This is a genomic window from Saccharothrix xinjiangensis, assembly GCF_039527585.1.
Lineage (GTDB): Bacteria > Actinomycetota > Actinomycetes > Mycobacteriales > Pseudonocardiaceae > Actinosynnema > Actinosynnema xinjiangensis.
Genome location: NZ_BAAAKE010000056.1, coordinates 1 through 23,158 on the forward strand (window position 1 = coordinate 1; position 23,158 = coordinate 23,158).

19 protein-coding genes are annotated in these 23,158 nt (G+C 73.0%); 9 read left to right on the plus strand and 10 right to left on the minus strand.

Annotated features, from left to right (window positions below; all coding sequences use genetic code 11):
* Window positions 1–278: transposase (locus tag ABD223_RS42800; protein ID WP_425564108.1), on the minus strand; the 278-nt coding region annotated here is incomplete at its 3' end.
* A 236-nt stretch (window positions 279–514) separates the two neighbouring features.
* Between ABD223_RS42800 and ABD223_RS42805 the strand changes: the two genes are divergently transcribed.
* Together ABD223_RS42805 and ABD223_RS42810 are read left to right on the plus strand one after the other, a co-directional pair.
* Complete coding sequence (locus tag ABD223_RS42805; protein ID WP_344044003.1) at window positions 515–1,015, plus strand: transposase; 501 nt, start codon at window positions 515–517, stop codon at window positions 1,013–1,015.
* A gap of 143 nt (window positions 1,016–1,158) precedes the next feature.
* On the plus strand, window positions 1,159–1,614 hold the full coding sequence (locus ABD223_RS42810; protein WP_344044005.1) for an alpha/beta fold hydrolase: 456 nt from the start codon (window positions 1,159–1,161) through the stop codon (window positions 1,612–1,614).
* A gap of 146 nt (window positions 1,615–1,760) precedes the next feature.
* On the opposite strand, the gene ABD223_RS42815 is transcribed toward ABD223_RS42810, so the two are convergent.
* The 4 genes from ABD223_RS42815 to ABD223_RS42830 form a co-directional block, all read right to left on the minus strand.
* Complete coding sequence (locus tag ABD223_RS42815) at window positions 1,761–2,507, minus strand: SDR family NAD(P)-dependent oxidoreductase (RefSeq protein WP_344044007.1); 747 nt, start codon at window positions 2,505–2,507, stop codon at window positions 1,761–1,763.
* A gap of 3 nt (window positions 2,508–2,510) precedes the next feature.
* On the minus strand, window positions 2,511–3,587 hold the full coding sequence (locus ABD223_RS42820) for an oxidoreductase (RefSeq protein WP_344044009.1): 1,077 nt from the start codon (window positions 3,585–3,587) through the stop codon (window positions 2,511–2,513).
* An 85-nt stretch (window positions 3,588–3,672) separates the two neighbouring features.
* Complete coding sequence (locus tag ABD223_RS42825) at window positions 3,673–4,050, minus strand: winged helix-turn-helix transcriptional regulator (RefSeq protein ID WP_344044011.1); 378 nt, start codon at window positions 4,048–4,050, stop codon at window positions 3,673–3,675.
* A 143-nt stretch (window positions 4,051–4,193) separates the two neighbouring features.
* Window positions 4,194–7,040: an AfsR/SARP family transcriptional regulator gene (locus ABD223_RS42830; protein WP_344044013.1), complete on the minus strand. Its 2,847-nt coding sequence runs from the start codon at window positions 7,038–7,040 to the stop codon at window positions 4,194–4,196.
* A gap of 180 nt (window positions 7,041–7,220) precedes the next feature.
* On the opposite strand from ABD223_RS42830, the gene ABD223_RS42835 reads away from it, so the two are divergent.
* Together ABD223_RS42835 and ABD223_RS42840 are read left to right on the plus strand one after the other, a co-directional pair.
* Window positions 7,221–7,673, plus strand: a complete 453-nt coding sequence (locus ABD223_RS42835; protein WP_344044015.1) for a peptidase inhibitor family I36 protein — start codon at window positions 7,221–7,223, stop codon at window positions 7,671–7,673.
* A gap of 61 nt (window positions 7,674–7,734) precedes the next feature.
* Entirely contained in the window at window positions 7,735–8,643 is a 909-nt protein-coding gene (locus ABD223_RS42840) for a hypothetical protein (RefSeq protein WP_344044016.1), read from the plus strand.
* A gap of 84 nt (window positions 8,644–8,727) precedes the next feature.
* On the opposite strand, the gene ABD223_RS42845 is transcribed toward ABD223_RS42840, so the two are convergent.
* The 3 genes from ABD223_RS42845 to ABD223_RS42855 form a co-directional block, all read right to left on the minus strand.
* A complete protein-coding gene (locus tag ABD223_RS42845) occupies window positions 8,728–10,629 on the minus strand; it encodes a S9 family peptidase (protein ID WP_344044017.1) in 1,902 nt (633 codons plus the stop codon).
* A gap of 191 nt (window positions 10,630–10,820) precedes the next feature.
* Window positions 10,821–12,941, minus strand: a complete 2,121-nt coding sequence (locus ABD223_RS42850) for a SagB family peptide dehydrogenase (protein ID WP_344044019.1) — start codon at window positions 12,939–12,941, stop codon at window positions 10,821–10,823.
* 146 nt (window positions 12,942–13,087) lie between these two features.
* Complete coding sequence (locus ABD223_RS42855; protein WP_344044021.1) at window positions 13,088–15,145, minus strand: YcaO-like family protein; 2,058 nt, start codon at window positions 15,143–15,145, stop codon at window positions 13,088–13,090.
* Window positions 15,146–15,709: 564 nt separating this feature from the next.
* Between ABD223_RS42855 and ABD223_RS42860 the strand changes: the two genes are divergently transcribed.
* The 4 genes from ABD223_RS42860 to ABD223_RS42875 all read left to right on the plus strand — a co-directional run bounded on the left by ABD223_RS42860 (window position 15,710) and on the right by ABD223_RS42875 (window position 17,829).
* Window positions 15,710–17,041 (plus strand): ATP-grasp domain-containing protein, encoded by a 1,332-nt coding sequence (locus tag ABD223_RS42860; RefSeq protein WP_344044023.1) that lies wholly within the window; start codon window positions 15,710–15,712, stop codon window positions 17,039–17,041.
* The gene (locus ABD223_RS42865) at window positions 17,038–17,229 is read left to right on the plus strand and encodes a hypothetical protein (RefSeq protein ID WP_344044025.1); all 192 of its coding nucleotides are present in this window, start codon (window positions 17,038–17,040) and stop codon (window positions 17,227–17,229) included. The genes ABD223_RS42860 and ABD223_RS42865 overlap by 4 nt, the downstream gene beginning before the upstream one ends.
* A 67-nt stretch (window positions 17,230–17,296) precedes the next feature.
* Window positions 17,297–17,581, plus strand: a complete 285-nt coding sequence (locus ABD223_RS42870) for a hypothetical protein (RefSeq protein ID WP_344044027.1) — start codon at window positions 17,297–17,299, stop codon at window positions 17,579–17,581.
* Window positions 17,515–17,829: a beta-xylosidase family glycoside hydrolase gene (locus ABD223_RS42875; RefSeq protein ID WP_344044029.1), complete on the plus strand. Its 315-nt coding sequence runs from the start codon at window positions 17,515–17,517 to the stop codon at window positions 17,827–17,829. Before ABD223_RS42870 ends, ABD223_RS42875 begins: the two co-directional genes overlap by 67 nt.
* Window positions 17,830–17,839: 10 nt before the next feature.
* Here the strand turns inward: ABD223_RS42875 and ABD223_RS42880 are convergent, their stop codons facing one another.
* Entirely contained in the window at window positions 17,840–18,766 is a 927-nt protein-coding gene (locus ABD223_RS42880; RefSeq protein ID WP_344044032.1) for an arabinan endo-1,5-alpha-L-arabinosidase, read from the minus strand.
* Window positions 18,767–19,041: 275 nt separating this feature from the next.
* Window positions 19,042–21,279 (minus strand): rhamnogalacturonan lyase family protein, encoded by a 2,238-nt coding sequence (locus ABD223_RS42885; RefSeq protein WP_344044034.1) that lies wholly within the window; start codon window positions 21,277–21,279, stop codon window positions 19,042–19,044.
* A 736-nt stretch (window positions 21,280–22,015) separates the two neighbouring features.
* On the opposite strand from ABD223_RS42885, the gene ABD223_RS42890 reads away from it, so the two are divergent.
* Window positions 22,016–23,158, plus strand: a 1,143-nt coding sequence (locus ABD223_RS42890; RefSeq protein ID WP_344044036.1) for an ABC transporter substrate-binding protein, incomplete at its 3' end; no start/stop codon positions are given.

A 23,158-nucleotide genomic window follows, 5' to 3' on the forward strand; every position in this document is an offset into this window, starting at 1 on the left:
TCGACGGCGATCTCCTCGACCCAGTCCGCGCGACCCCCTTTTTTCCGGGCTCCGGCGGCGGGCCGGCGGGCCCGGACACTCATGGAATCGACACTGACCATGAACGCGACATTCTCCTCCAACGTCCCAGGGGAGTCGTCCTTGACGATCACGTGCTCCAGGATCCGGTCCCACGTCCCGTCCGCGGTCCACTTCCGCAGCCGTTCATGCGCTGTCTTCCACGGCCCGTACCGCTCAGGCAAATCACGCCACGGCGCACCGGTGCGTTCCTTCCGCAAATCGCGTCGATGACCCGCCGGTGACTACGCCACCGGCCACCCCGCCGCCCACTCTGAGCAGGCAACAACGACTCGATCCTCGCCCACGCCTTATCCGTCAGCTCACCACGTCCTACCACGCCTCATCATCTGCGCACGATCAGGAGAAAGAACCACAGGACACGCCCTCGAAGGTCGCGGCGTCGCGGCGGCTGCTCGACGGGTTGCGCGACCGGGCCCGGCTCGCGGGAGGTCGGGTGGCGGCACCGTCGGCGGTGGTCGTGGACTCGCAATCGGTGCGCGCCGCCGAGACCGTCGGCCGCGCGACCCGCGGCTGCGACGCGGGTGAGAAGGTCCCGGGTCGCAAGCGGCACATCGTCGTGGACACCATGGGGGTGCTGTTGGCCGTGTCGGTGACACCGGCGTCGACGCAGGACCGGGTCGCCGCCCGCAGCCTGCTGCGCCGGATGCGCGGCACCGGCGGCGGGCGGGTCGCGTTGGCCGACGGCGCCTACACCGGCCCACTGATCGACTGGGCCCGAAAGGCACTCCACCTGGTGGTCGAGATCGTCCAACGCCCGCAGGTGCCGTACTCCACCGTGCTGCCCCGAAGGCGGGTGGTGGAGCGGACGTTGGCGTGGATCACCGGACACCGCCGCGGCGTTCGCGACTGCGAACGACTCCCGCACCACCACGAGGCCATGGTCCGCTGGTCCATGATCCGCGTCACCACCCGCAGACTCGCCCAAAACCAATAGCTCGGAAACAGCTACCCAGGAGGCGATCAGGCGTCCCGAACGTGATGACGCTTCCTGTCTTACCCGCGCTCGGGGCGACTGATACTTGATTCTGGCTGACCGCAAGGCTGTACAGGGGTGGAGCCAAGATCGGCGGGACTTGGGTGACGGCTTGGCCTGTCGCAGTTCCTCTCGGTGGATTGCCGGCCTTGGCGAGCGCTTCCGGACTCACCGCCGTCGCCGTGGCCAACCCCCTGCGCGGGGTCCGCGCCGACGCCGACGCCCTCGACGCGCGCCTCGCCGGCCTCGACGGGCCCGTGGTGCTCGTCGGCCACTCCTACGGCGGCGCCGTCATCACCAACGTGAAGGCGCGTTCCCCGAAGGTGAAGGCGCTGGTGCGCGTCGCCGCCTTCGCCCCCGCCAAGGGCGAGGCCGCGGCACAGCTCGCCGCGAAGCACCCCGGCAGCACGCCGGGGGAGACGCCGGCTCCGGTCCTGCTGCCCGACGGCTTGGAGGACCTCTCCATCAAGCCGTCGCTCTTCCGGCGGCAGTTCGCGGCCGACGTGGCGGTCTCGTGCCTGGACGCGGTCGTCAAGCTCGTCGTCCGCGCCGCGGGCTGACCCTGTTCCCGGCCCCCGCGGGTTGCGGACCGAGAGGGCCGGGGACCTGTCGATCCGCTGTGGCAGCCGGCCCGGTGAGACCACCGGCAACGGCTCAGGACCCGTGCGTGCCGGGGCGGCAGTCGGGCTGGGGTCCCGGTTCCCGGTCAGACCTGGTTGCGCCCGCCGTCGACGGGCAGCTCGCTCCCGGTGACGTAGGCGGCGTCGTCGGAGGCCAGGAACGCCACCGCGGCGGCGACCTCCTCCGGCCGCCCCACCCGGCCGAGCGGCACCCGGGGCACGCCGGCCGCCTGGTACGCGGCCTGACCGGGGTCGTCGGGGTTGGTGGCGATGTAGCCGGGGCTGACCACGTTGACCCGCACGCCCCGCTCGGCCAGCTCCACGGCCAGGGTGCGGGCCAGCGACCGGATGCCGGCCTTGGTCGCGCCGTACGGACCGAGGCCCGCCAGCCCGGCCGTGGCGGCGATGGACGACATGAGCACGACCGAAGCGCCCCGGTTCAGCTCCGGCAGCAGGGTCTGCACGGTGAACCAGGTGGCGCGCAGGTTCGCCCCGGTGGTGCGGTCGAAGTCCGCGTGCGTGACCTGCCCGACCGGCTGCGCGGACCCGCCGCCCGCGTTGGCGAACAGCACGTCCAGCCCCGCGCCCCGGTCCCGCACGGCGTCGCGCAGCCGCAGCAGGTCGTCCGGGTCGTCGGCGTCGCCCGGCACACCGGTCGCCGACGGCCCCAGCTCCGCGACCGCCGCCCGCACCGCGTCCGCGCGCCGCCCGGTGACGAGCACGTGCGCGCCCTCGGCGACGAACCGGCGCGCGGTGGCCAGCCCGATGCCCGCGCTGCCGCCGGTCACCACTGCGGTCCTCCCGGCCAGCCGCGCCCCCGTCGAATCCGCCACGGATCAGCCCTCCAGGAGCGGGTAGTCGAGGTAACCGGCCGCGGTGCCGCCGTAGAACGTGGCGGGGTCCGCCTCGTTGTAGGGGCCGCCGCGGGCGATCCGCCGGTCCAGGTCGGGGTTCGCCAGCCAGGCCCTGCCCAGGACCACCAGGTCCGCGCCGGCGGCCAGCGCGTCCGGCACCACCTCGTGCGGCGGGGCGGGCTCGGCGTCCCGGTGCGGGTTGAGCGCGAACACGCCGCTCCAGCTCTTGCGCAGACTCAGGGTCAGGTCGCGCCGCCCCGGCGCCTCGACCACGTCGAGGAACGCGAGCCCGTCGTCGTCCAGCGCGGACAGCATCTCCCCGTACAGCTCGTCCGTGCCGTCCTCGTCCACGCCCTGGAGGCCGGCCGCGGGGGAGATCCGCAGGGACACCCGGTCCGGGCCGACCGCGTCGGCCATCGCCCGGACCGCCTCGACGGTGAACCGCACGCGGCCCGCGGCCGTGCCGCCCCAGTCGTCGGTGCGCGTGTTGCCGGACCGGCCCAGGAACTGGTGCGGCAGGTAGCCGTTCGCCCCGTGGAGCTGCACCCCGTCGAACCCGGCGCCGAGGGCGAGCCGGGCCGCGTCGGCGAACTCCCGGATCGTCGCGCGGATCTCCGCGTCGGTCATGGCGACGGGCGCCGGGTGGTCCACGAGCCCGGCGGGCGTGTAGGTCTTGCCGGGCGCGGCCACCGCCGACGGCGCGTGCGCCGCGAGCCCGCCCCGCATGGACGCGTCGCCGATCCGCCCGCCGTGGAAGAGCTGGAGGTGGACGGCCGAGCCCGCGCCGTGCACGGCCTCGACGACCTGCTCCCACGACGCGGCGTGCTCGGCGGTGTGGATGCCCGGCGTGGTCGGGTAGGACTGCGCGCGGGGGCTGATCTGGGTGGCCTCGGTGACGAGCAGCCCGGCGCCGGCGCGCTGCCGGTAGTACTCGGCGGTCTCGGCGGTGGCCCGGCCGTCGGCGGTGGCGCGGCTGCGGGTCATGGAGGACATCACCAGGCGGTTGCGCAGGCGGGTGCGCCCGGCGGTGGTGGGGGTGAACGCTGATGTGGTCGACATGCCGCACAGTCAGCCGCTGCCGCGGTGGCGCGGCAACGCACCGGTGAGCGACTTACCCGAAGTAAGCGGGTGTCGTGACGACGGGTCAGCCGGTGCGCCGCTCCTGCTGCTGAGCAGGGCGTTTGCTCCAGTCCAGCAGCGGTTGGATCGCCCGCAGCAACTCCAGGCCCTCCTCGGTGGGGCGGTACCGGACCTGCACGGGAGTGGTCGGGATCACCTCGCGCCGGATCAGCCCGTGCTCCTGGAGCTCGCGCAAGCGCACGGTCAGCAGCCGGTCGGAGATCCCGACGACGGCCTCCCGGTACTCGCTGAACCGGACCGCGCCGAACGCCCCGGCGAGCAGGGTGGACGCCATCCAACGGCGGCCGATGACTTCGAGGATCGGCACGTGGGTCGTGCACTCCACTTCGTCGATCTTCGGGGTGGTGTCGCGGCGCGGCGTCTTGCAGGCATGGGTGCTCACCCGGCCGAAGCTAACGCCCCCCGCCGCACCCGGCAAAGACCGCGGGGAACGGCGTACCGCCGCGGCGGCCGGGGTCACCCCCGCTCACGCGGCCAAGGCGGAGCCGGTGGCGCGGTGGTTGATCGACAGGTCCACCGCGCGCTTCAGCGAGCCGCCACCGTCGCGGACCGCGCCGCGCGGATGCGGTCGCGGGTGGTCGCGGCGTCGGCGTCCAGACCGCGGTCGGAGTAGATCGTGGCGGCCTCCCGCCAGCAGTCGACGGCCTCGTCCACGTGGCCCAGGTGGTGCAAGGACGTCGCCAGGACGGCCAGGGGCGGGGCGAGGGTCTCGTCCTGGCTCCCGAGGGAGCGGCGGCCGAGGGCGATCGCCTGCCGGCAGTGGTCGATCGCGGTGGCGTGGTCGTCGACGCCCTGCCACGCCTCGGCCAGGACCGTGAGCGCGCAGGCCTCACCGTCGTGGTCGCCGATCCGGCGGCGCAGCTTCGCGCTGCGCTCGGCGTGGCCGATCGCCCGCCGGTGGTCGCCGAGGTCGACGTGGACCGCGGCGATCATCCCCTCCACCACGGCCTCCCAACGGCCGGAGTCGAAGCCGCGGCTGAGCACGAGGGCGTCGTGGAGGCGGTGCAGCGCTTCGGCGCAACGGCCTTGGCGGCGCAGCAGCTGACCGAGTTCGTTCAGGCAGGCGATCCGGATGTGGGTGTTGTCGGCCTCCCGGGCCAGCGCGACGGCGCGGGTCAGGTCGGCCTCGGCCTCTGGCCGGTGCAGGTGGCCCAGGGCCTCCCCCCGGGCGAGCAGCACGTTGGCCTCGTGCGCGCGGTCACCGGCCCGCCGCGCCGCGAGCAGCCCCGTGCCGGCGGTCTCGATCCGCTCCTCCCAGCCGCCCATCAGGATGAGGAACCCGAAGGCGTCGACCAGGTGGACGGCCTGGTGGTCCAAGCCCTGGTCGACGGCGTGGCGCAGTGCGGCGACCAGGTTGGCGCGTTCGTCGGTGAACCAGGCCCAGGCCTGGTCGCGGTCGGCGACGAGGTGGGGGTGGTCGGGTTCGGCGAGGTGCGCCACGAGGCGGGTGTTGGTCGGGTAGAGCTGCCGGTCGGCGGCGTGGGCGGTGTGGTTGTACCAGGTCAGCAACGCGTCGGTGGCGCTGAGGCGGTCGGTGGCGGTGTCGTGGTCGCGGGCCAGGTCGGCGGCGTAGGCGCGCAGCAGGTCGTGGAAGCGGTAGCGGCCCTTGGCGACGGGTTCGACGAGGTGGGCGTCCGCCAGGGCGTCGAGCAGCGAGCGCGTCCGGCGCGGCGGGAGACGGGCGAGTGCCGCCGCCGCGGGCGGCGACAGGTCGGGACCGGGGTGCAGGCCCAGGCGTCGGAACAGGAACGCCTGGTCGGCGGGCAGCTGCTCGTAGGACCAGTCGAGCACCTTGCGGACGGCGGCCCGGGGGTCCTGGCCCCAGCTCAGCGCGTCGAGGCGGGAATCCCCCTCGACCAGTTCGGCGACGATGTCGGCGACGCGGACGTGGTGGTGGGCGGCCACGCGGCCGGCGGCGATCCGCAGCGCGAGGGGCAGCCGGGCGCACAGCTCGACCAGCTCGTCGACGGCGGCGGCCTCCGCGCCCGCCCGGGCGTGGCCGATGATGCCGTTGACCAGGCTCACGGCCTCGGGTCGCGTGAGCACGTCGAGGGTGAGGCGGTGGGCGGCGTCGGTCACCACGAGGCCGGTGAGGCTGTCGCGGCTGGTGACCACCACCATGCACCCCGACGTCCCGGGCAGCAGCGGCCGGACCTGCTCGGCGCTGTTGGCGTTGTCCAGCACGACCAACACCCGGCGTCCGGCCAGCAACGTCCGGAACAGCCCGGAGCGGGCGCCGGGCCCCGCGGGCACCGCCGCCGCCGGCACGCCCAACCCCACCAGGAAGTCGTCCAGGACCTCGTCGGGGTGGGCCGGCCGGCCGGGACCGTAGCCGCGCAGGTTGGTGTGCAGCGTGCCGTCCGGGAACCGGTGCTGCACGCGGTGGGCCCAGTGCACCGCGAGCGTCGTCTTGCCGACGCCCCCGGAGCCGTCCAGCGCGGAGATCACCACGGCGTGCCCGACGTGCTGGGCGCTGTCGGGTGGGAGCAGGGCGTCCAGCGCGGTCAGGTGGTCGGTCCGGCCGGTGAAGTCGTGGATCGACGGCGGCAGTTGCCGCGGCACGGGCGGCGGGGGTGGCACGGTGGTGAGGGGCCGGGGCGCGACCTGCTCGTGCGGGGCAGGCGCGGCTCCAAGGCCTGCCGCGCCGGGGTGGGACCCGCGCAGGACCTGCTCGTGCAGCCGGCACACGGCGGCCCCGGGATCGACGCCGAGCTCCTCGGCGAGCCGGAGCCTGAGCCGGTGGAACACGCCCAGCGCGTCCGCTCGCCGGCCACCGCGGTCCAGCGCCCGCATCAGCTGCGCGTGCAGCCGTTCGCGCAGCGGGTGCTCGTGGACCACGTCGGAGAGCTCGTCCACCACCTGCCGGTGCTCGCCCAGTTCCAGCAACCAATCGGCGCACGACTCGATCGCGGTGAGCCGTTGTTCGTTCAAGCGCACGGCGTGCCTGGCCAGCGCCGTGTGGTCGAGCCCGTCGATCGCGGGACCGCGCCACAAGCCCAACGCCGACCGGACCGTTCCCACCGCCCGGTCGAGGGCTCCCTCCTCGGCGCACCGCCGGGCGTCGGCGACGCCCCTGGCGAAGCGCAGGGAATCGAGCCGGTCCTCGCCGACGCGGATCCGATAACCGGGAGCGTCGGTGACGATGAGCCGCTGGTCCGCGTCGCCCAGGCGCTCCCGCAGCGCCGAGACGCAGTTGCGGACCTGCTTGGCCGCGGTCACCGGTGGCTCGTCGTCCCACGCGGCCTCGATGAGCTTCGGCAGCGCCACGACGGAGTTCGGCGAGAGCAGCAACGCGGCCAGCACCCGTCGCTGACGGGGACGGGTCGGCTCCAGCCGCTCTCGTCCCGTCCGGACCTCAAGCCCCCCGAGCACGCGGAATTCCATCCCCCCGGCTTCCCCCTCGCCGACAGTGACGGTTCGGAGCATAGCGTGCAGGTCGCGGCGGGCCCAGACATCGAGGAGGACACCGCGATGACGGCGTGAGGACCCGATGAGGACGGGGTGCGACACGGTGGTGCCCGTCCAGGCAGGAATTCGACGGAAGGCGACCTCATGCGCGCACGACGAGCGCTCCTCGGCCTCACGACCACCATCGCCGCGATCACCGGCACCGCCCTCGCCGCCCCGGCGGCCTCGGCGGCGACGATCAACGGGTGTCCGCAGGCCTACTTCTGCTTCTACTTCAACAGCGACTTCAAGGGCGCCCACGCCGATTACTTCCACTCGGACGGCAACCTCTCCAACGAGCTCTTCAACAAGGTCGGCACCAGCTCCAACGGCCTCGGCGTCGTCGTGAAGAACAACGCGGCCTCGGCCGTCAACAACTGGTCCTACACCGCGGTCGTCTACTACAACAGCGGCTGCAACGGGAGCTACGCGTCGCAGTCCTTCGGCGCCTACGGCAAGGCCAACTTCACCGCGACCATGAAGAACCAGAACGCGAGCTTCAAGTGGCCCGGGAGCGCCGGCGGCAGCGGTGACTGCGCCGACCGCGATCAGTTCTAGTCGGACGGACCGGGGTCACGCCCGCGCGGCGTGACCCCGCCCTCGAACCGGAGGCCCAACCGTGGTCACACCCCACCCGCCGCGCCGCGCGGTCGGCTCCCTCGCGGCCGCGGCGCTGGCCGCGCTCGTGGGCTGCTCCACGCCGCCCACCGCCACTCCCGACTTCGGCGCGGTCGACCTCGACGCGGCGCTGGGGCGGGTTCCCGCCGACGTGTCGTCGGTGCGCGGCCTCGACCTCCCGCTCGACCGGTCGCTGCTGTCACCGGTCGAGGAGCTGGAGGTCGTCAGAGCGCGCAACGCGGTGATGGAGCGATGCCTGGCGAACCACGGGCTCACGTACACCTTCCCCGCGGTCGATCCCGCGCGGGACGCCGTCAAGCCGAGGCGGCACGGTCTCGTCGACGACGGCGAAGCCGCCGCGTACGGCTACCGCGACCCCGCGGTGTTCACGCCGCGCCGAGCGGCCGCCAAGACGGCCGACCAGCCGCCACCGGACGTCGTCCCGGTGATCACGGGTGCCGGCGGCGGAGTGGTCGGCGGGCACGAGGTGCCGTCCGGGGGTTGCGCGGGCGAGGCGGACCGGACGCTCGCGGACGACGCGAGACCGGGTCAGGAGCCGGTGAGCTTCGCGCTGAGCCACCGCAGCCACGAGATCACCCGGAGCGCCCCGCCGGTGGTCGAGGCCGCGGCGGCGTGGTCGCGGTGCATGGCGGAGGCCCGCTTCGACTACGCCGACCCGGACGCCGCGGTCAACGACCCCGCTTTCCGCGCCGGCCGGCCGTCCCGGCACGAGGTCTCCGTCGCCACCCGCGACGTGACGTGCAAGGAGCGCGTCGAGTGGGTCCGGACGTGGGTCGCGGTCGAGCGCGCCGTGCAGGGCGAACTCATCCGGCAGCACGGCGCCGACGTGGCCCGAGAGGCGCGGCACAAGGATCACCAGCTCTCCGTGGCACGTGAGATCAACGGCTGACGGGGCACGGTCCGGAGCGCTCCGGGGCACGCGGCGGTCCCCGACGGGTGGCGCCCGGAACAGGCCGCCACCCGTTCCTCCCGATCAGGGCCGGAGCCGGCGGTCGAACCAGGCACGGGTGCGGCGCAGGACGTCGAGCTGGTGGTGACGTTCTCGGATCGAGTGGCCCTCCCTGGGGTAGATCACGAACTCGTGCTCGGCGCCGAAGTGGCGCAGCGCCCGGTGGAAGTACACGGCCTGGCCGAGGGGGACGTTGGTGTCCTGGGCGCCGTGCAGGATGAGCACCGGCGTGCGGACGCGGCCGGCGAAGGAGATCGGGCTGACCGCGTCGTGCGGGTGCGGGCCGATTCCGTCCCACCCGGTGCTGCCGCCGAGCGCGGCCTCGAACTGGCCGTTCTCCCCGGTCGCGGCGAGCATCCCCCAGTCGGTGACGCCGGCGCTGACGAGCGCGGCGCGAAACCGCTCGGTCTGCCCGATCGCCCAGGCGGCCATGAACCCGCCGTGGCTCCCGCCGGCGATGCCCAGCCGATCGGGGTCGGCGATGCCCTCGGCGACGAGCAGGTCGATGCCGGTCAGGATGTCGGTCCACTCCTCCCGGCCGACCCTGCCCGCGACGCCGGCCGCGAACTCGTGACCGTGGCCCTGGCCGCCGCGCGGGTTGGGCAGGAACACCGCGTAGCCGGCGGTGGCCAGCCACTGCGCGCTGGGGAACCAGAACAACTGGAGGCGATCGGCGTACCGGTCATAAGGGCCTCCGTGCACGATCGTGACGAGCGGGAACGGGCCGTCCGAAGCGGATTTCCCGACCGGCAGCACGAGCAGGCCGTCCAGGTCGAGGCCGTCGGCGGCGCGGTAGGCCAGTGGCCGCTGGCTGCCGAACGCGATGCCGTCCAGTTCGGGGCGGATGTCCGTGATCTTCCGCAGCGGCCCGGTTGGCGGCCCTGCGTGGACGTTCGTGGGTTGGTACCGGGCGCCGGTCAGTGCCGCGATCACCGTGCCCGCGGGGGTGGTGGTGAGGGCGTCGAGGCGGCCGGGGTGCCGCGACAGCGCCGCGGGACCGTCGGGGTCGAGCCGGGCCAGGGTCGTGTTCAGGCCGTCGGCGAACACCACCAGTGGGGCGGCGTCGGTCTGGTGCAGTTCGGTGGGGCACATCGGGAGGCCGGCGGTGCGGTTGCGGCGGGCGCGACTGCCCAGGGCCAGGTCGAACACGGCGGTGCCGGCTTGGAGGACCGGCGGGGTGAGGGCGATGCAACCGAGGTGCCAACCGTCTTCGCCCGGCCACCAGGCCAGGGAGTGCGCGTCGGCCTCGACCGGTCCGAGGTCCTCCGCGGTCCCCGTTGCGGGGTCGAACAGGTGCAGTCGACCGGTGCGGGGGCCGTAGTCCTTGTCGGCGCCGGCCCGGGTGAGCAAGGCGAGCGGGCCACCGTCGGGTCGTTGGCGCAGTTCCACGACGTGCCGCCCGTCGAGCACGTCCGGGGTGGTGACCTGGCCGGTGCGCAGGTCGAGCAGGCGCAGCCGGGCACGCGGTTCGCGTTCACCGACGACGACGGCGTCGTCCCGGTCCCGTGCGCGGCGCGCGTCCTCCTCGGTGGGTTCGTCCTCGGCGAGCAGGGCGACCAGGTCGGGATCGGCGAGCGGCAGGTGGTCGATGATGCCGGCGCGCCAGTCGGTCAACGCGATCACCAGGTCATCGGTGAGAGCAAGCCGGTGCACCTGCGCGGTACCGCGCTCGGCGCGGTCGGACAGGAAGTACAGCGTGCGCGAGTCCGCGGACCAGCGAGGCCGGGACTCCGTCGCGGTGTCGGTGGTCGCCCGACGCCACACCCCGTCGCCTCCGATGTCGGCGAGCCGGAGTGAGGTGTCGAGGTGGTCACCGGTTTGGCTGGTGGGGCTGAGGACGTAGCAGAGCAGACGCCCGTTCGGAGCGAGAGCCGGGGTTCGCGGGACACGACCATCGACCACGAGTTCGGCGGTGAGACCTGTCATGCGACCAGTGTGCCGACGTCAACAGCGCACCACGTGGACGAGTCATCGCGCTCGCACGAAGCGCGCAACCGCACCGACGGCGCAGCACCCCAAATCTCTGGCGGCCTTCGCCGGGAATTCGTCCGGAGAATCGGGTGAGCGCCCGGAGGTCTTGTGGGTTCCGTGGTCGCCGCAGGCCGGGCGCCCACCAGCTATGCCTTCGCTTCTCCCACCCATGGGTGGAAGTCGACGGCGTTGGGTTGGTCGGTGGCGGGCAGGCCCAGGGCGAAGTTGGCGGTGTGGACGAGGTCGTCGCGGTGTTCGCGGAGGAAGCCCGGGGTGGGGTGGGCTTCGGTGGCGGCGGTCGCGCACGCGGCCAAGCCGAGGTCGGTGGCCACCAGGTAGAGGGTTTGCAGCAGGCACCCGGTCTCGCGGTAGATGAGGCTCAGGGTCATCGCCCCGTACTTGCACTGGATTCGCCGGAAGTACGACGCGAGGTAGAGGCCGACCGGTGGTGGCGCGTCGACCATCATCGGCCGGCACAGCAGCCTGTGCTGCAATTGGTGCAGTTCGGGCGTCCAGGGTTGCAGCTGGTGCAGCGCGTGGTCGAACGGGTCGTAGTGGTAGGCGCCCGCCTCCAGGCCGTCGACGTCGCGGACGACCAGGTAGAGCTCGGTGCTGTGCCGGGCGCCCCCGGAGGCGCTGGGACGCCTGGTGGTCTGCCACAGCTCCGGTCCGAGCCGGCCGCGGACCCGCGCGGCCCGACCGAGGAAGGCCGACAGCTGTGCCAGGGGCAGCGCGGCGGTGTCGAAGTCACGGGTGCTCTGCCGGGTTCCCAGCACCTCGGCCAGCGTCCGGCTCGGCAGGGCCGGTTCCGCCAGGTGGATCGTCCGCGTCGCGCCGTGGTGGATCAGGCGCGCCGGCGGGATGTCGTCGGCGCGCATCCTGGGTTTGCCGCCGCGTCCGGCTTGAGCGTGCACGGCCAGTTCGCTCGGCGTCCACTCCGCGCGCGTGCCGGGGTCGTCGTCGCCGACCACGTGCACGACGCCGACGTCGGTGAGCCCGCGGAGCAGCTCGGCGAGTCGCTCCCGGGAGTAGCCGGGCAGCTCCACGTCGTCCGGAGGGGTGGGCGTGGACAGCCTGGTGAGCAGGGACAGCACGTCGGGCCTCACCCGGAACCGGCGGTCCGAGCGTGCGTCCACGGCCACGACCCCGTGCTCGTCGCCCCAGTCCAGGTACACCCACGGGCTGCGCCGGTAGCGCGTCCGCGTCACGACCTCCGCTTCGCGCTCGGTGACGAACAGGCAGCCCCGCTGGAGGACGGCCGTGACGGGCCCGACCGGGAAGGGTCCCGGGTCGAACGCGGACAGGGGCAGCACGATCAGCATGTCGTCGCCGCGGTCCGACAAGTCCTCGGCCACTGCGGCGGAGCCGAAGACGTCGGCCTTGTCCAAGCCCGCCGCGATGAGCAGGTTCATCTCCTCCCACATGCTCCGACCGGCCGGCACGCCGGGGTTCGGCGTGTCGCTGCCGATCACCCACCGCACCCCGGCGCGGTGCAGGTCCGGCACCGCGGCGGACATCGCGGCGATCGCGGCGCGCGCGGCGGCGAACTCCTCGTCGGTCCAGGGCTCCGCGACGACGGGCATGGTGCGCCAGACCTCGACGACGGCGGGGTCGTGCCCGGTGAAGGCCCAGCCCCGCTCCGCCTCCTGGAGGAGGCGGTGGTGGACGATCAGCGTCGGGCACACGGCCGTGCCGGCCGGCAGGTGGGGCCACCCGTCCTCCGGTCGTCGACCGGCCCACCGCTTGTGCAGCGCGTGGGTGCCGCTGTCGTCGAACGGGGTCAGGCAGACCAGGTGCTGGAGTTCGTCGACCCCCGCCCGCACCGCCGCCGGGAAGGCGCCGGGGCCGGGGTGCGCGGTGACCCCCAGCCCACGGGCGTGCGCGTGGGCCACCACCGGTCCGTAGAGCGCGGCGGGGAAGCGGGTGTACAGCTTGAGCCAGCGTGCGCCGCGTCCGGCCGCGGCGTCGACGAGGGACGGCAGGTCGTCCGGCCCGCTCCACTCGGCGGCGAAGGGGAGGCGTTGTCGCCGTCCGGGCCCGTCCAGCAGCGGTCCTCCCAGGACGATGTCGGGCACCAGGTCCGTGCACCGGCGGGCGAGCGGGACCTCCTGGTCCGTGCCGACCACGGAGCCGAGGTCGCGCACCCGGCCCACGCCGTGGGCGACGTACTCGGCGAGGTCGGCGCCGGCGCTCAGGTGGACGTGGGCGTCGTGCAGGGCCGGTGCGACCAGTGACCGGGGGAACCGGGCCGCGACGGGTCCGCTCACGCCGGGCCGCAGGGTCCAGGACCCGGAGGGCAGGATCGTCAGGGTGTGGGGTCCTCGCCGCACCCCGGTGGAGGTGAGGACGCCACCGATCTCGACCCGGTGCGGGCCCCCGGTCCTGCACAACAGGTGCACTGGTCGCACAGCCGTCATCCCATCGGAAGCGGTTCGGGGTTCAACTCGTCCTCGGTGGGCGCCGCGTCCCGCAGCCCCATCCGCACCGGGGCCTGGTAGAGCCGATGCCCGCCGAGCCGCCGGAACGTCGTGGAGAAGGCGACCGGTTGCAGGCCCGGCACGACGCACCGGACGACGGTGACGCCGCACTCGGCGACGTCGACCGGGGTGATGTCCACGGCGAGGGGGCGGTGGCCGGCCGCGGTGATCCGCTCGACCAGGCGCCTCACCGCCTCGGTGTCGGGCAGGGGTGGCCCCGCCTCGTCCGGGAGCCGGCGCACCGGCCCTCCGCGCAGGAAGTCGAGTGCCTGGATTCGGCGCTCGTGGCAGTAGTGGGTGGCGAAGTCCCAGATGTCGCGTGGCACGTCCGCCACCTCCGGGGCGTCGCCGGCGCTCTGGGAGCGCCAGTACATGCGGAAGACGTGGTCGAGTTCCTCGAACGCGCCCAGGAGGCAGGCGTGCGGATCCAGATCAGCCCGGTAGCCGAACAGCACCACCGGCCGCTCAGGGGTCCGCCACAGGCCCATCGCCGCGACGACGGGGATGCCCAGGTCGGTCGTGAGGTCCTTGGCGATCACCTCGATCCCGCGGGCCCGCAGCCGTTCCAGCACGACGCGCGCCGGTCCTCCGGGCAGGTCCGCGCAGTCCAGGGTCGGCACTGCCAGCCGGTGGTACCAGGAGATGGCCGCCGCGTCCCGTTCCACGACTTCCAGCAGACCACCGCGCACGGCCTGGGCCCGGGTGCTCCCGGCGGCGAGCCCGGTGGAGTTGGGCGCGAGCAGCTGCTCGCGGCGGCGCGGTGGCCGGTACGGCACGTGCACCGCGATGGCGGGCACCAGGCGCCGGGCACCGTCGGCCAGGTCGGTCGCCTCCACCCAGTCGATCACGAGGTCGGGCTCGTACGGGAGGAAGGCGCCGTCGGCGGCCTGGTAGTCGCGGGCCGAACCGAGGGGCAGGTCACGGGGGTCGATCGCGGCGGACCCGAGTTCGGCCAGCGAGGCGCGCACGAACCGGGAGGGGTCGTAGACGCCCGCCGCGTACCGTTCGAGCACCTCGCCGAGCGCGCAGACCCGGGCTTCGAGCGGGTCGGCCTTCGTCGCACCGCCCACGCAGGACGCACGCACCGGCGAGAACCACCTGGTGTCGGTGCCGCCCCGGTTCCACGCGCAGGTCGAGCCGCTGCGCGGACCCCCGTCACCCGGCTCGTACACCTGGATGCCGGCGACGATCCCGGTGAGCGGGTCCACCGCGTCGCGCATCCGCCGCCAGCTCTCGGCCGCGGAGGGCGGCCCCTCCGGCGGCGCCGGAGGGGCGAGGCGGGCGGTGGCGGTCGCGCAGACGGGGCAGAACGGCAGGTGCAGCACGGGGCGGACCACCCGCTCGCAGCTGTCGAGGTCGAGTTCGACCAGGTCCGCGGTCCGCAGGAGCCGCACCGGGTCCGGGGGCGCCGCCATCGCCCTGACGACCTGGTGGGCGATCAGCCCGGCCGCCGCACCGCTGCTCGGCCAGCCGTCGTCGCACGACGTCCCCAGCAGCACGCGCATCGGGAGCCGGGACACCGCGGTGTCGGGTCGGGTGGCCCGCACCCTGAGCTCCAGGCACAGCGGGCAGGCCGTCCGGGGCGGGCGCAGCACGGCGAAGCGGACCCGGGCGCCCGCGACGGCGAAGACCACCGCGGTCCCCTCCTCGCGCACGGCCCACGCGGCGACCTCGCGCACGTCGTCCTCTGACGCCGTCAACGCCAGCGCGACCACCGACGCCCCCGTCGACAGGTCCGGGACCACGGTCACCCCGGCCCGGGTCAACGCGCCCGCGACGGACGCGGCGAACGGCTCGTCGCCCACCACGTGCGCGGAGCCGGCGCCGGCGCGGAACGACGGGTGCCGCCGCAACGGCTCGTCCGCGGGGACCAGCAACCCCCGGCCCGCCAGCGCCGACAGGGCGTCCTCGGGGAGGGCGCGCCAGTCCACCACCCCGTCGTCGCCGGAGCACGTCGTCCGCAGCCGCAGCGCCGGACCCTCGCTGCTGAACACGTACAAGTGGTCCGCGGCACGCCGGAAGCGGACGTCCTCGCGCGGAACCAGCGTCGCCGCATCGACTCGCCGCCTCAACACCCCGCAGCCCTCCACCGGTTCGACACCGCACCTCTTCCCGCCGTCGCGAGGACGTCCCGGCAGGGGCGGGACCCGCCACCCCTCGACAGGACGACGGGTCCGATCACCGCTGAGACGTTCGCACGCGGCGGTATCACTCCTCCGGCTGATCGTCGACGTCACTCGCGACCAGGGTGACGGTGACGGTGAGCGGAACGGCCTCCGGCTCCGTCGGGGTGATCTCCTCGAAAGGCTCGACGTCGAAAGCATCCATGAGCGACTCTCCTCTTTGGACATCGTGCAGGCGCCCCCTGCGGGACGCCTCCATCCCGGGTGCCCATCCTCGCCCGCGGCACACGCGGGTCACGTCCGAACGACACCATCGAGTGACTGACGTGGCAGTTGCCCCGGCGTCCTGCCGAGAATGCGGTTGCGTTCGCGCCGCAAGGGCCCTTCCCCGGAGGGCGGCCGGCCGAGCTGCGGCGACCCCGGGAAGGATCACAGATGCCGCACGGCAACCTCGCGCCGACCGGCGCCGCCACGTCGTTGGTCCGCTTCGACGTGTGCTTCCCGACCGGGCGACCACCGACGGGCACCGCTGCCGACCCACCCGGCTGGGTGAACTTCCAGAGCGTGCTGGACGGCGAAGCGATCGTCTCCGAGGAGGAGCGGCGACTGCTCCCGCACGCGCCGGTGCTCACCGGGCTCGACCCCGGAGCGGAACGCGTCCTGGTCGAGCGGCTCACCCGCGTCCTCGACGCCGTGCAGACCCTGGCGGACCGTTACGCGGACGACGAGGAGGTCCAGCGCTTCTTCGACCTCCCACCGCTGATCCACGCGTGCGCGCTCGCCGACACCCGGGTCGGCCGCCACGTCGACCACTGCCGCTTCGACCTGGGCGGCGACCGGCTGGACGACGTCCGGATCTTCGAGGTGGGCGGGGACTGCCCCGTGTCCGCCCTGCACGGCCTGCTCAACCGGTGCTGGCGGCAGGTGGACGCGGTGCGGTGGTTCACCGACCAGTACCGGCCGGCGCGCTGCGAGACCCCGGGTTGGATGGTGTCGGAACTGCTGGACCTGGCGGAACGACAGGGCCGGGACCCCGCCGGCATCCGGCGCATCGCCGTCCTGTGCGAGGACGAGCTCCGCTCCTTCTCCGAGATGCGGCTCATCGAGGCACAGATCCGACAACACGGGCGCGCACCCGTCCACCTCGTCCCGGACCGGCTGGGTGACGACGTGCCGCCAGTCGGCTTCCTGGCGCACATCACCCAGTCGCTGGTGGCCGAACCCGACCGCCACGCCCCGCTCCTCGAACGCATCGCGTCCGGGCGGCTGCTCGTCCTCAACGGAGTCCGCGGCCGGATGATCGGCGGCAACAAACTCGTGTCCGCGGCGCTGTCGGATCCCAGGTTCCACCGGCTGTTCACCTCCGACCAGCTCGCGGCGATCCGGGCCACCGTTCCGCGGAGCCGCAAGCTCGGTGACGGCACGACAGCCCGCGAGGCGACCGACCAGCAGGGTGACCTGGTGCTCAAAGCGCCGTTCGACGCGCTCGGCAGGAGCGTGTTCATCGGCCGCGAGCACGACCCGTCCGAGTGGCGCCGCATCGTCGGCACGGGTGTGCGGCACGGGTGGCTGGTCCAGGAATTCGTGCGGTCGCAGTACGTCACGACGCCGTCCGGCGTGCTCCGCCGCTCACTGGGCGCCATCTTCTGCGGCGGGCGGTTGGCCGGCTACAACGGCCGCGTCTCGCCGTCGCTGCTGGACGTCTTCTCCTCCGGAGGAGGGGTACACGCGGTCTTCGGCGGGCACAGCGGTGACGCCGCGCCTTGAGCCGGAGCGGATCGCCGGATCCACATCTTCGCCGAGGGCGGATCACCGAACCGGCCCGCGACCTGCTCGACGACGTCGACCCCGACGACTTCGACGTCACCCGCGACCCGACCCACCTGGGCTTCGGTCGCGGCGCGCACTCCTGCCTCGGCGCGCCACCGGCCCGGCTGGAGGGCGGGCTCGCGTGACCGCCACGGCGGACGAGTACTTGGCCACCGCAGAGGGAACGCCGCGCGTAGAGGTGGCGGCGGGGCCGTGACCGGGGTGGACTTCGGGTTCCGGGGCGGTGTGGTCACCGGCTCCGCGTGGATCGACGAGAACGCCGACGGCCTCCGCCGGCCGTCCGAGCCGCCGCTGGCGAACACGCCGTTCATGGCCTGCGGCGGCGGTTTCGCCGGCACAGGTCACACCGACGACGAGGGGGAGTACCGCGCCACGGGCGGCACCCTCGACCGCCCCGGGTGGAGGTGGTGGTGCGGGTCGGACCGGCGCGCCAGGTCGTGGCCGGCCGCTCGCTCCGCCCGGGTCCCGTCACGCTGACCATCGCCACCCGCACCGCCGACCTGCTGCGACCGTCGTCGGTGCGGCCGACCGACGACTTCGCCGGGGTCGAGCCCTCCGGGCCGGACACGATCGCTTTCCGTGTCGACGACGATCCCGGTCCCGTGGCGGAACTGGACGGGCGTTGCCTGTCCACCGAGGTCGCCACGGGGTTCACCGGCAGGGTCGTCGGGATGTGCGTGACGGAGGGCTCCGCCGCGTTCGACTGGTTCGACCACGGCGCCTGACCGCTCCGGATCAGTGGGCGTAGGGCCAGCCGGCGGAGTCCCAGCCGAGCCAGTTGATGCCCAGCAGCGAGGCGCCGTTGTCGGCGTAGTAGTGGTAGACGAGGATGTCGTGGTCGGTGTCGGAGAAGACGTCCTGGTGGCCGGGTCCGTGGATGCTGCCCTGTCCCGCCAGGATTTCGGTGCCGCCGCCGGAGGTCAGCGCCCGGCCGTTGCGGTCCACGTAGGGGCCGGTGACGCTGGTGGAGCGGCCGACCACGACCCGGTAGTTGCTCTGCGCGCCGCGGCAGCAGTAGTCGAACGACGCGAACAGGTAGTAGTACGAGCCGCGCTTGACGATGTTCGGCGCCTCGATGGGCCCGCCGTTGCGCCCGGCGATGGAGCGGATCGTGGAGTCGGAGCGCAGGCCGGTGGAGGGGTTGAGCGCGATCATCTTGAGGCCGGACCAGAAGGAGCCGAAGCTGAGCCACCAGCGGCCCTGGTCGTCCACGACCAGGTCGGGGTCGATGGCGTTGAAGTTGTCGCTGGTGCGCGACTCGACGACCAGGCCCCGGTTGGTCCAGGTGCCGGAGTTGCCGCTGGGGCTGGTGGCCAGGAAGATCGCGGACCGGTTCGAGCCGAACGACGAGGCCGAGTAGTACAGCCAGTACTGGCCGTTGCGGTGGGAGATGTCCGGCGCCCAGAGGTTGCGGTTGCCGTTGGTGTAGGTGGTGGTCCACGGCGCACCGCCCGGGAACGCCGAACCGGCGTTGCGGAACGCGGTCCGGTCGGCGGAGGTCTTCAGCGCGATGCCGTTCCCGGTGTGCGCCAGCAGGTAGCTCCCGTCGGGGCGCTTGACCACGCTCGGGTCGTGCACCCCGATGTCACCGGTCACGCGACCCGGTGCCGGGTAGGCCGACGCGTGCGGCGCCACCGCGACCGTCACGGCGACGGTGGTCAACAGTGCTATGGCGAGTTTTCTCAGTGCGGCCACGTTTACCCCTGGTTCGTCGAATTGAGTGGTGGCGGCGGCGTGGTGCGCGGCACGCGGCCCGTCGTCACGGGTGGAACCGGGGCGGGGAGGACCTTGACGCGGCGAGGCGGGTTCGAGCGTTGTCCGCCCCCTGCGCACGGGACGCCGGGCACGTCCGGACCACCAGGGCCCGGACGTGCCCGGTGCTCGGCATTCGGGGTCCGTGGGCGGGCTCGGTCGACCGGCCCGCCCACGGGTCCGGTCTACCGGACGTAGATGTTCGGCTGGGGCGGGGTGCTCATGCCGCCGCCGAGGAAGAAGCTCGGGTGGGGCGGCTGGTTGTAGGCGGTGTTCTGCCAGGCGATGGCGACGCGGTACTGGGCGTCGTGCAGGAGGGTGTGGATCCGCCGGTCGGTCTGCGTCGTCGTCGAGTAGATGCGCAGCGCGGCGTTGTCGTCGCGCGGCAGGATGACCTCTTCACGCCAGTCGCCGAACAGGTCGCCGGACAGCGACGGGGTCGACTTGGTGCCGTTGATGGAGTGCGCGCCGGAGCCGGTGAGCAGGCGGGTGTCGCCGCCGGTGCCGTACTTGTCGACGTGGTTGCCGTCCAGCAGTTCCCGCACCGGGTCGGCGTCCCACCAGGCGAGGAAGTTCGCGCTGCCCGGCGAGCGCCCGACGTTGCCGCCGGAGCCGTTGAACAGGCTGGTCAACCCGGTTCCCCTGCCCCAGAACTCGGCGCCGGGGTTGCCGGCGTGGATGTCGCCGGCCGCGCCGCGAGCGGGTCCTTCGCAGTTGCAGGTGTTGTTCTTCTGCATGATGGTGGCGCCGCTGTTGGCGTCGCGCAGGGTCGCGGCGGCGCCGGAGCTCTGCTCGTGGATCTGCCAGATCTCCTGACCGGGGCGGCCGGGGATGAAGTCGCCCACGTGCAGGGCGTCGCCGTGGGCGCGGAAGTTCTGGGTGTACCGACCGGTGCCGTTGGCGTTGATGGTCATGCCGCCGTAGATGATCTCGTCCGTGCCGTTGCCGTCGACGTCCGCGATGGACAGCGAGTGGGTGCCGCGGCCGGTCCACTGGCTGCCGGCGTTGCGGGAGTCGAACTTCCAGCGCAGGGTGAGCGCGCCGTCGCGGAAGTCCCACGCCGCGATGGTGCTCCTCTCGTAGTAGCCGCGGCCCATGATGATGCTGGGGCGCTGCCCGTCCAGGTAGGCGGTGCCGGCCAGGAACCGGTCGCCCCGGTTGCCGTTGCAGTCGCCCCAGTCGCAGATGTTGCCGCGGGCCGGCTCGAAGGGCACCGTGGACGCGACCGCGCCGGTGAGCCCGTTGAACACCGTCAGGTACTCGGGCCCGGTGATGACGTAGCCGCCGGAGTTGCGGTGGTCGGCGTTGGCGTCGCCGATCACCTGGCCCGTGCCGGAGCGCGACCCGTCACCGGTCTTGACCGCCAGCTCGGCCCGGCCGTCGCCGTCGTAGTCGTACACCTGGAACTGGGTGTAGTGCGCGCCGGCGCGGATGTTGCGCCCCAGGTCGACGCGCCACAACCGCTGGCCGTTGAGCCGGTAGGCGTCGATGTAGACGTTGCTGGTGCGGCCGGACTGGGAGTTGTCCTTCTGGTCGTTGGGGTCCCACTTGAGGAAGATCTCGTACTGGCCGTCGCCGTCGACGTCGCCGACGCTCGCGTCACCGGCCGTGTAGGTGCTCCCCGGCCGGGAGATCGGCACGTCCAGGTGGTTGCCGCCGGTGAAGCGCAGCGCCGGGCCGGACGGCGCCTGCTCCACCCCGCCCACGACCGCGCGGACCGTGTACGAGGCGTCCCCCGCCGCCCCGGCGTCCAGGAAGTTGGTCGAGTTGGTGATCGGCGAGCCGTTCACCTTCGTCGAGCCCCGGTAGACGTTGAACCCGGTCGAGGCCGACTCGGTCCCGAGCAGCCGCCACGAGACCAGGTTGCCCGACCCGGAGCGCACGCTGACCAGACCCCGGTCGAGGTCCTCCATCTGCTTGCCGGAAGGCGGGTCGCCCGCGGCGTCGAGTTCGAGGTAGTCGACGTTCGCCAGGCCCTCCGCGGTGGTCGGGCTCAACCGGATCGTGTTCGCGCCGGCGTTCACCGGGACGGTGAGCGCCTTCGTGACCCAGGTGGTCCAGGCGCCGGTGGGGTCGAACGCGGTGCCGGGGTGGGCGACCGCGCCGTTGACCAGCACGTCCGCGGGACGGTTGCCGGTCCCGCCGTTGGCGTACCGGACGGCGATGGTCGTGGAACCCGCCTCGGCCGCCGTGACGGTGAACTGCGCCGCCGACCCGACCGCGTTGTCCGCGTTGCAGAACCCGCTGCCGGAGTAGCCGGCGTGGTTGGACTCGATGGCGCCGGCGCAGGTGGCCGGCGAGCTCTCCGCCTCGTAACGGGTCGGAGCGGCCGAAGCCGGGGAGATGACGACACCGCCGCCGGCGACGCCCAAGGCGACGCCGGCGGCCAGCAGCGCGGCGCGCCGCCTTCTGTTCACGAGCATGACGAACCTCCAGCAGGGAAGTCGGATGACACGGGGATGCCGGTGCGCGGACCGGTGGCGGTCGGCTGAGTGCTCGGGCCGACCGACCGCGCGCTACAAGGCGGTGTGGGCACCGTGCCGTCGGGGCGTTGCCGGCAGGTCCGGCGGTCCCTGGGGTATGAGGTCGTCACGGCAGCAGCCTGCACCCTGACCGAAGTCGGTGAGCACCATTGCTCCTCCGTCGCAGAGTCTGGGAACGCTCCCAGAGGTGACTGGGCGCATCCTGTCGGTGGCAACGCCCGAAGGGATGACGCCAGAGTGGGTTGTGAAACGATTCAATTACAGCGATGACTCCGGGAAAGCGCTATCCACATGGTGACGCCTCAGCCGCCAGATCCCTCGGGTGGCTTTGGTCATCGTTCGATTTCGTTGGCGCCTATGGAGTTCGAGCGCCATCGCTGCTGGGGTAGACCGTACGAACGTCGCGGTTCCGGTGTCAACAGCCTCGGCGAAAACTTTCGGAAGGGGCCTGGGCCTGAGTCGCTCGGGTCGTGTGCCCGCAGGGGTTGCGACTGGTCTGCGCGGTCGAGTCCCCCAGGGCCGAACGGCCCCCTGCGACACCACCGCGCCGGCGCGGACCACCCCGGATCACGTGAGACGCAGTGGCTGTCAGGTGTTGACTTCGTTTCTTCACTGACTTAACAATGTGGCACAACCCGGAGCCGTGCCCGGTCCCGGGTCGGGAGGGGGATCGGTCATGGTCCTGAGGGCAGGGCGCTTCTCGCGAACTCGCACGGTGGTGGCCGGTTTGTCCGCGGTCGCCGCGCTCTTGGCGGGGTGCGGCGGGTCGGCCCCGAACGATGCCGAGGATCGGGACACGCTGGTGCTCCCCGGCGCGGCCGGCGACTTCCAGCTGAACTTCAACCCGTTCTCGCCCACCCTGCTGGAGGGGCCGGGCACGATCTTCGAACCCCTGTTCTTCTTCAACAACACCCGGGACGTCGAGCCCAGGCCACGCCTGGCTGAATCCTTCCGGTGGAACGCCGACGGCACCCGGTTGGACGTCGAGCTGCGCGACGGTGTGAAGTGGAGCGACGGGCGGGCGTTCACCGCCGCGGACGTCGTCTTCACCTTCGACATGATCACCAGGAACCCGGGCATGAACGGCACGGGCTACCGCGGCACGGCGACCGCGGTCGACGACACGACCGTGTCGATCGAATTCCCCGAACCGTCCTACCTGGAGGGCCCGCAGGTGCTCGGCAAGGTCGTGATCGTTCCCCGGCACCGGTGGGAGGGCTACGCCGACCCGGCGTCGGAAGCCCTCGAAGAGCCGGTCGGCACCGGGCCGTTCGTGCTGGAGGAGTTCAAGGCGCAGGCGTTCACGCTCAGGGCCAACCCCACCTACTGGGGCGGTGAGCCGGCGGTGAAGAAGGTCCGCTACATCTCGCTGTCCGGCAACCAGGCGATCGCCGACGCGCTCAAGGCGGGGCGGATCGACTGGCAGTCCGGCCCCGTGCCGGACATCGCCAACGTCGAGGAGAACTACCCCGGCTACAAGGCGATCACCGTCCCGATGAACCAGACCGCCCTGTTCACGTGCTCCAACGCCGCGCTGGGCTGCCAGGGCCCGCAGACCGACGTGGCCGTGCGCAAGGCGATCTACTACGCGATCAACCGCACCCAGGTCAACGCGCTCGCGTTCGAGAACACCTCCAGCGAGATCTCCCCGGGTGCGGCGCTGCTCGGCCGGGACGAGGCCCAGATCTCGACCGGGCTCCGGGAGAGGGCCGCGCCGATGCGGCCGGACGTGGCCAAGGCCACCGCGGCGCTGGAGTCCGCCGGCTACGCCAAGGGCTCCGACGGCATCTACGCCAAGGACGGCAAGCCCGTGGCCATG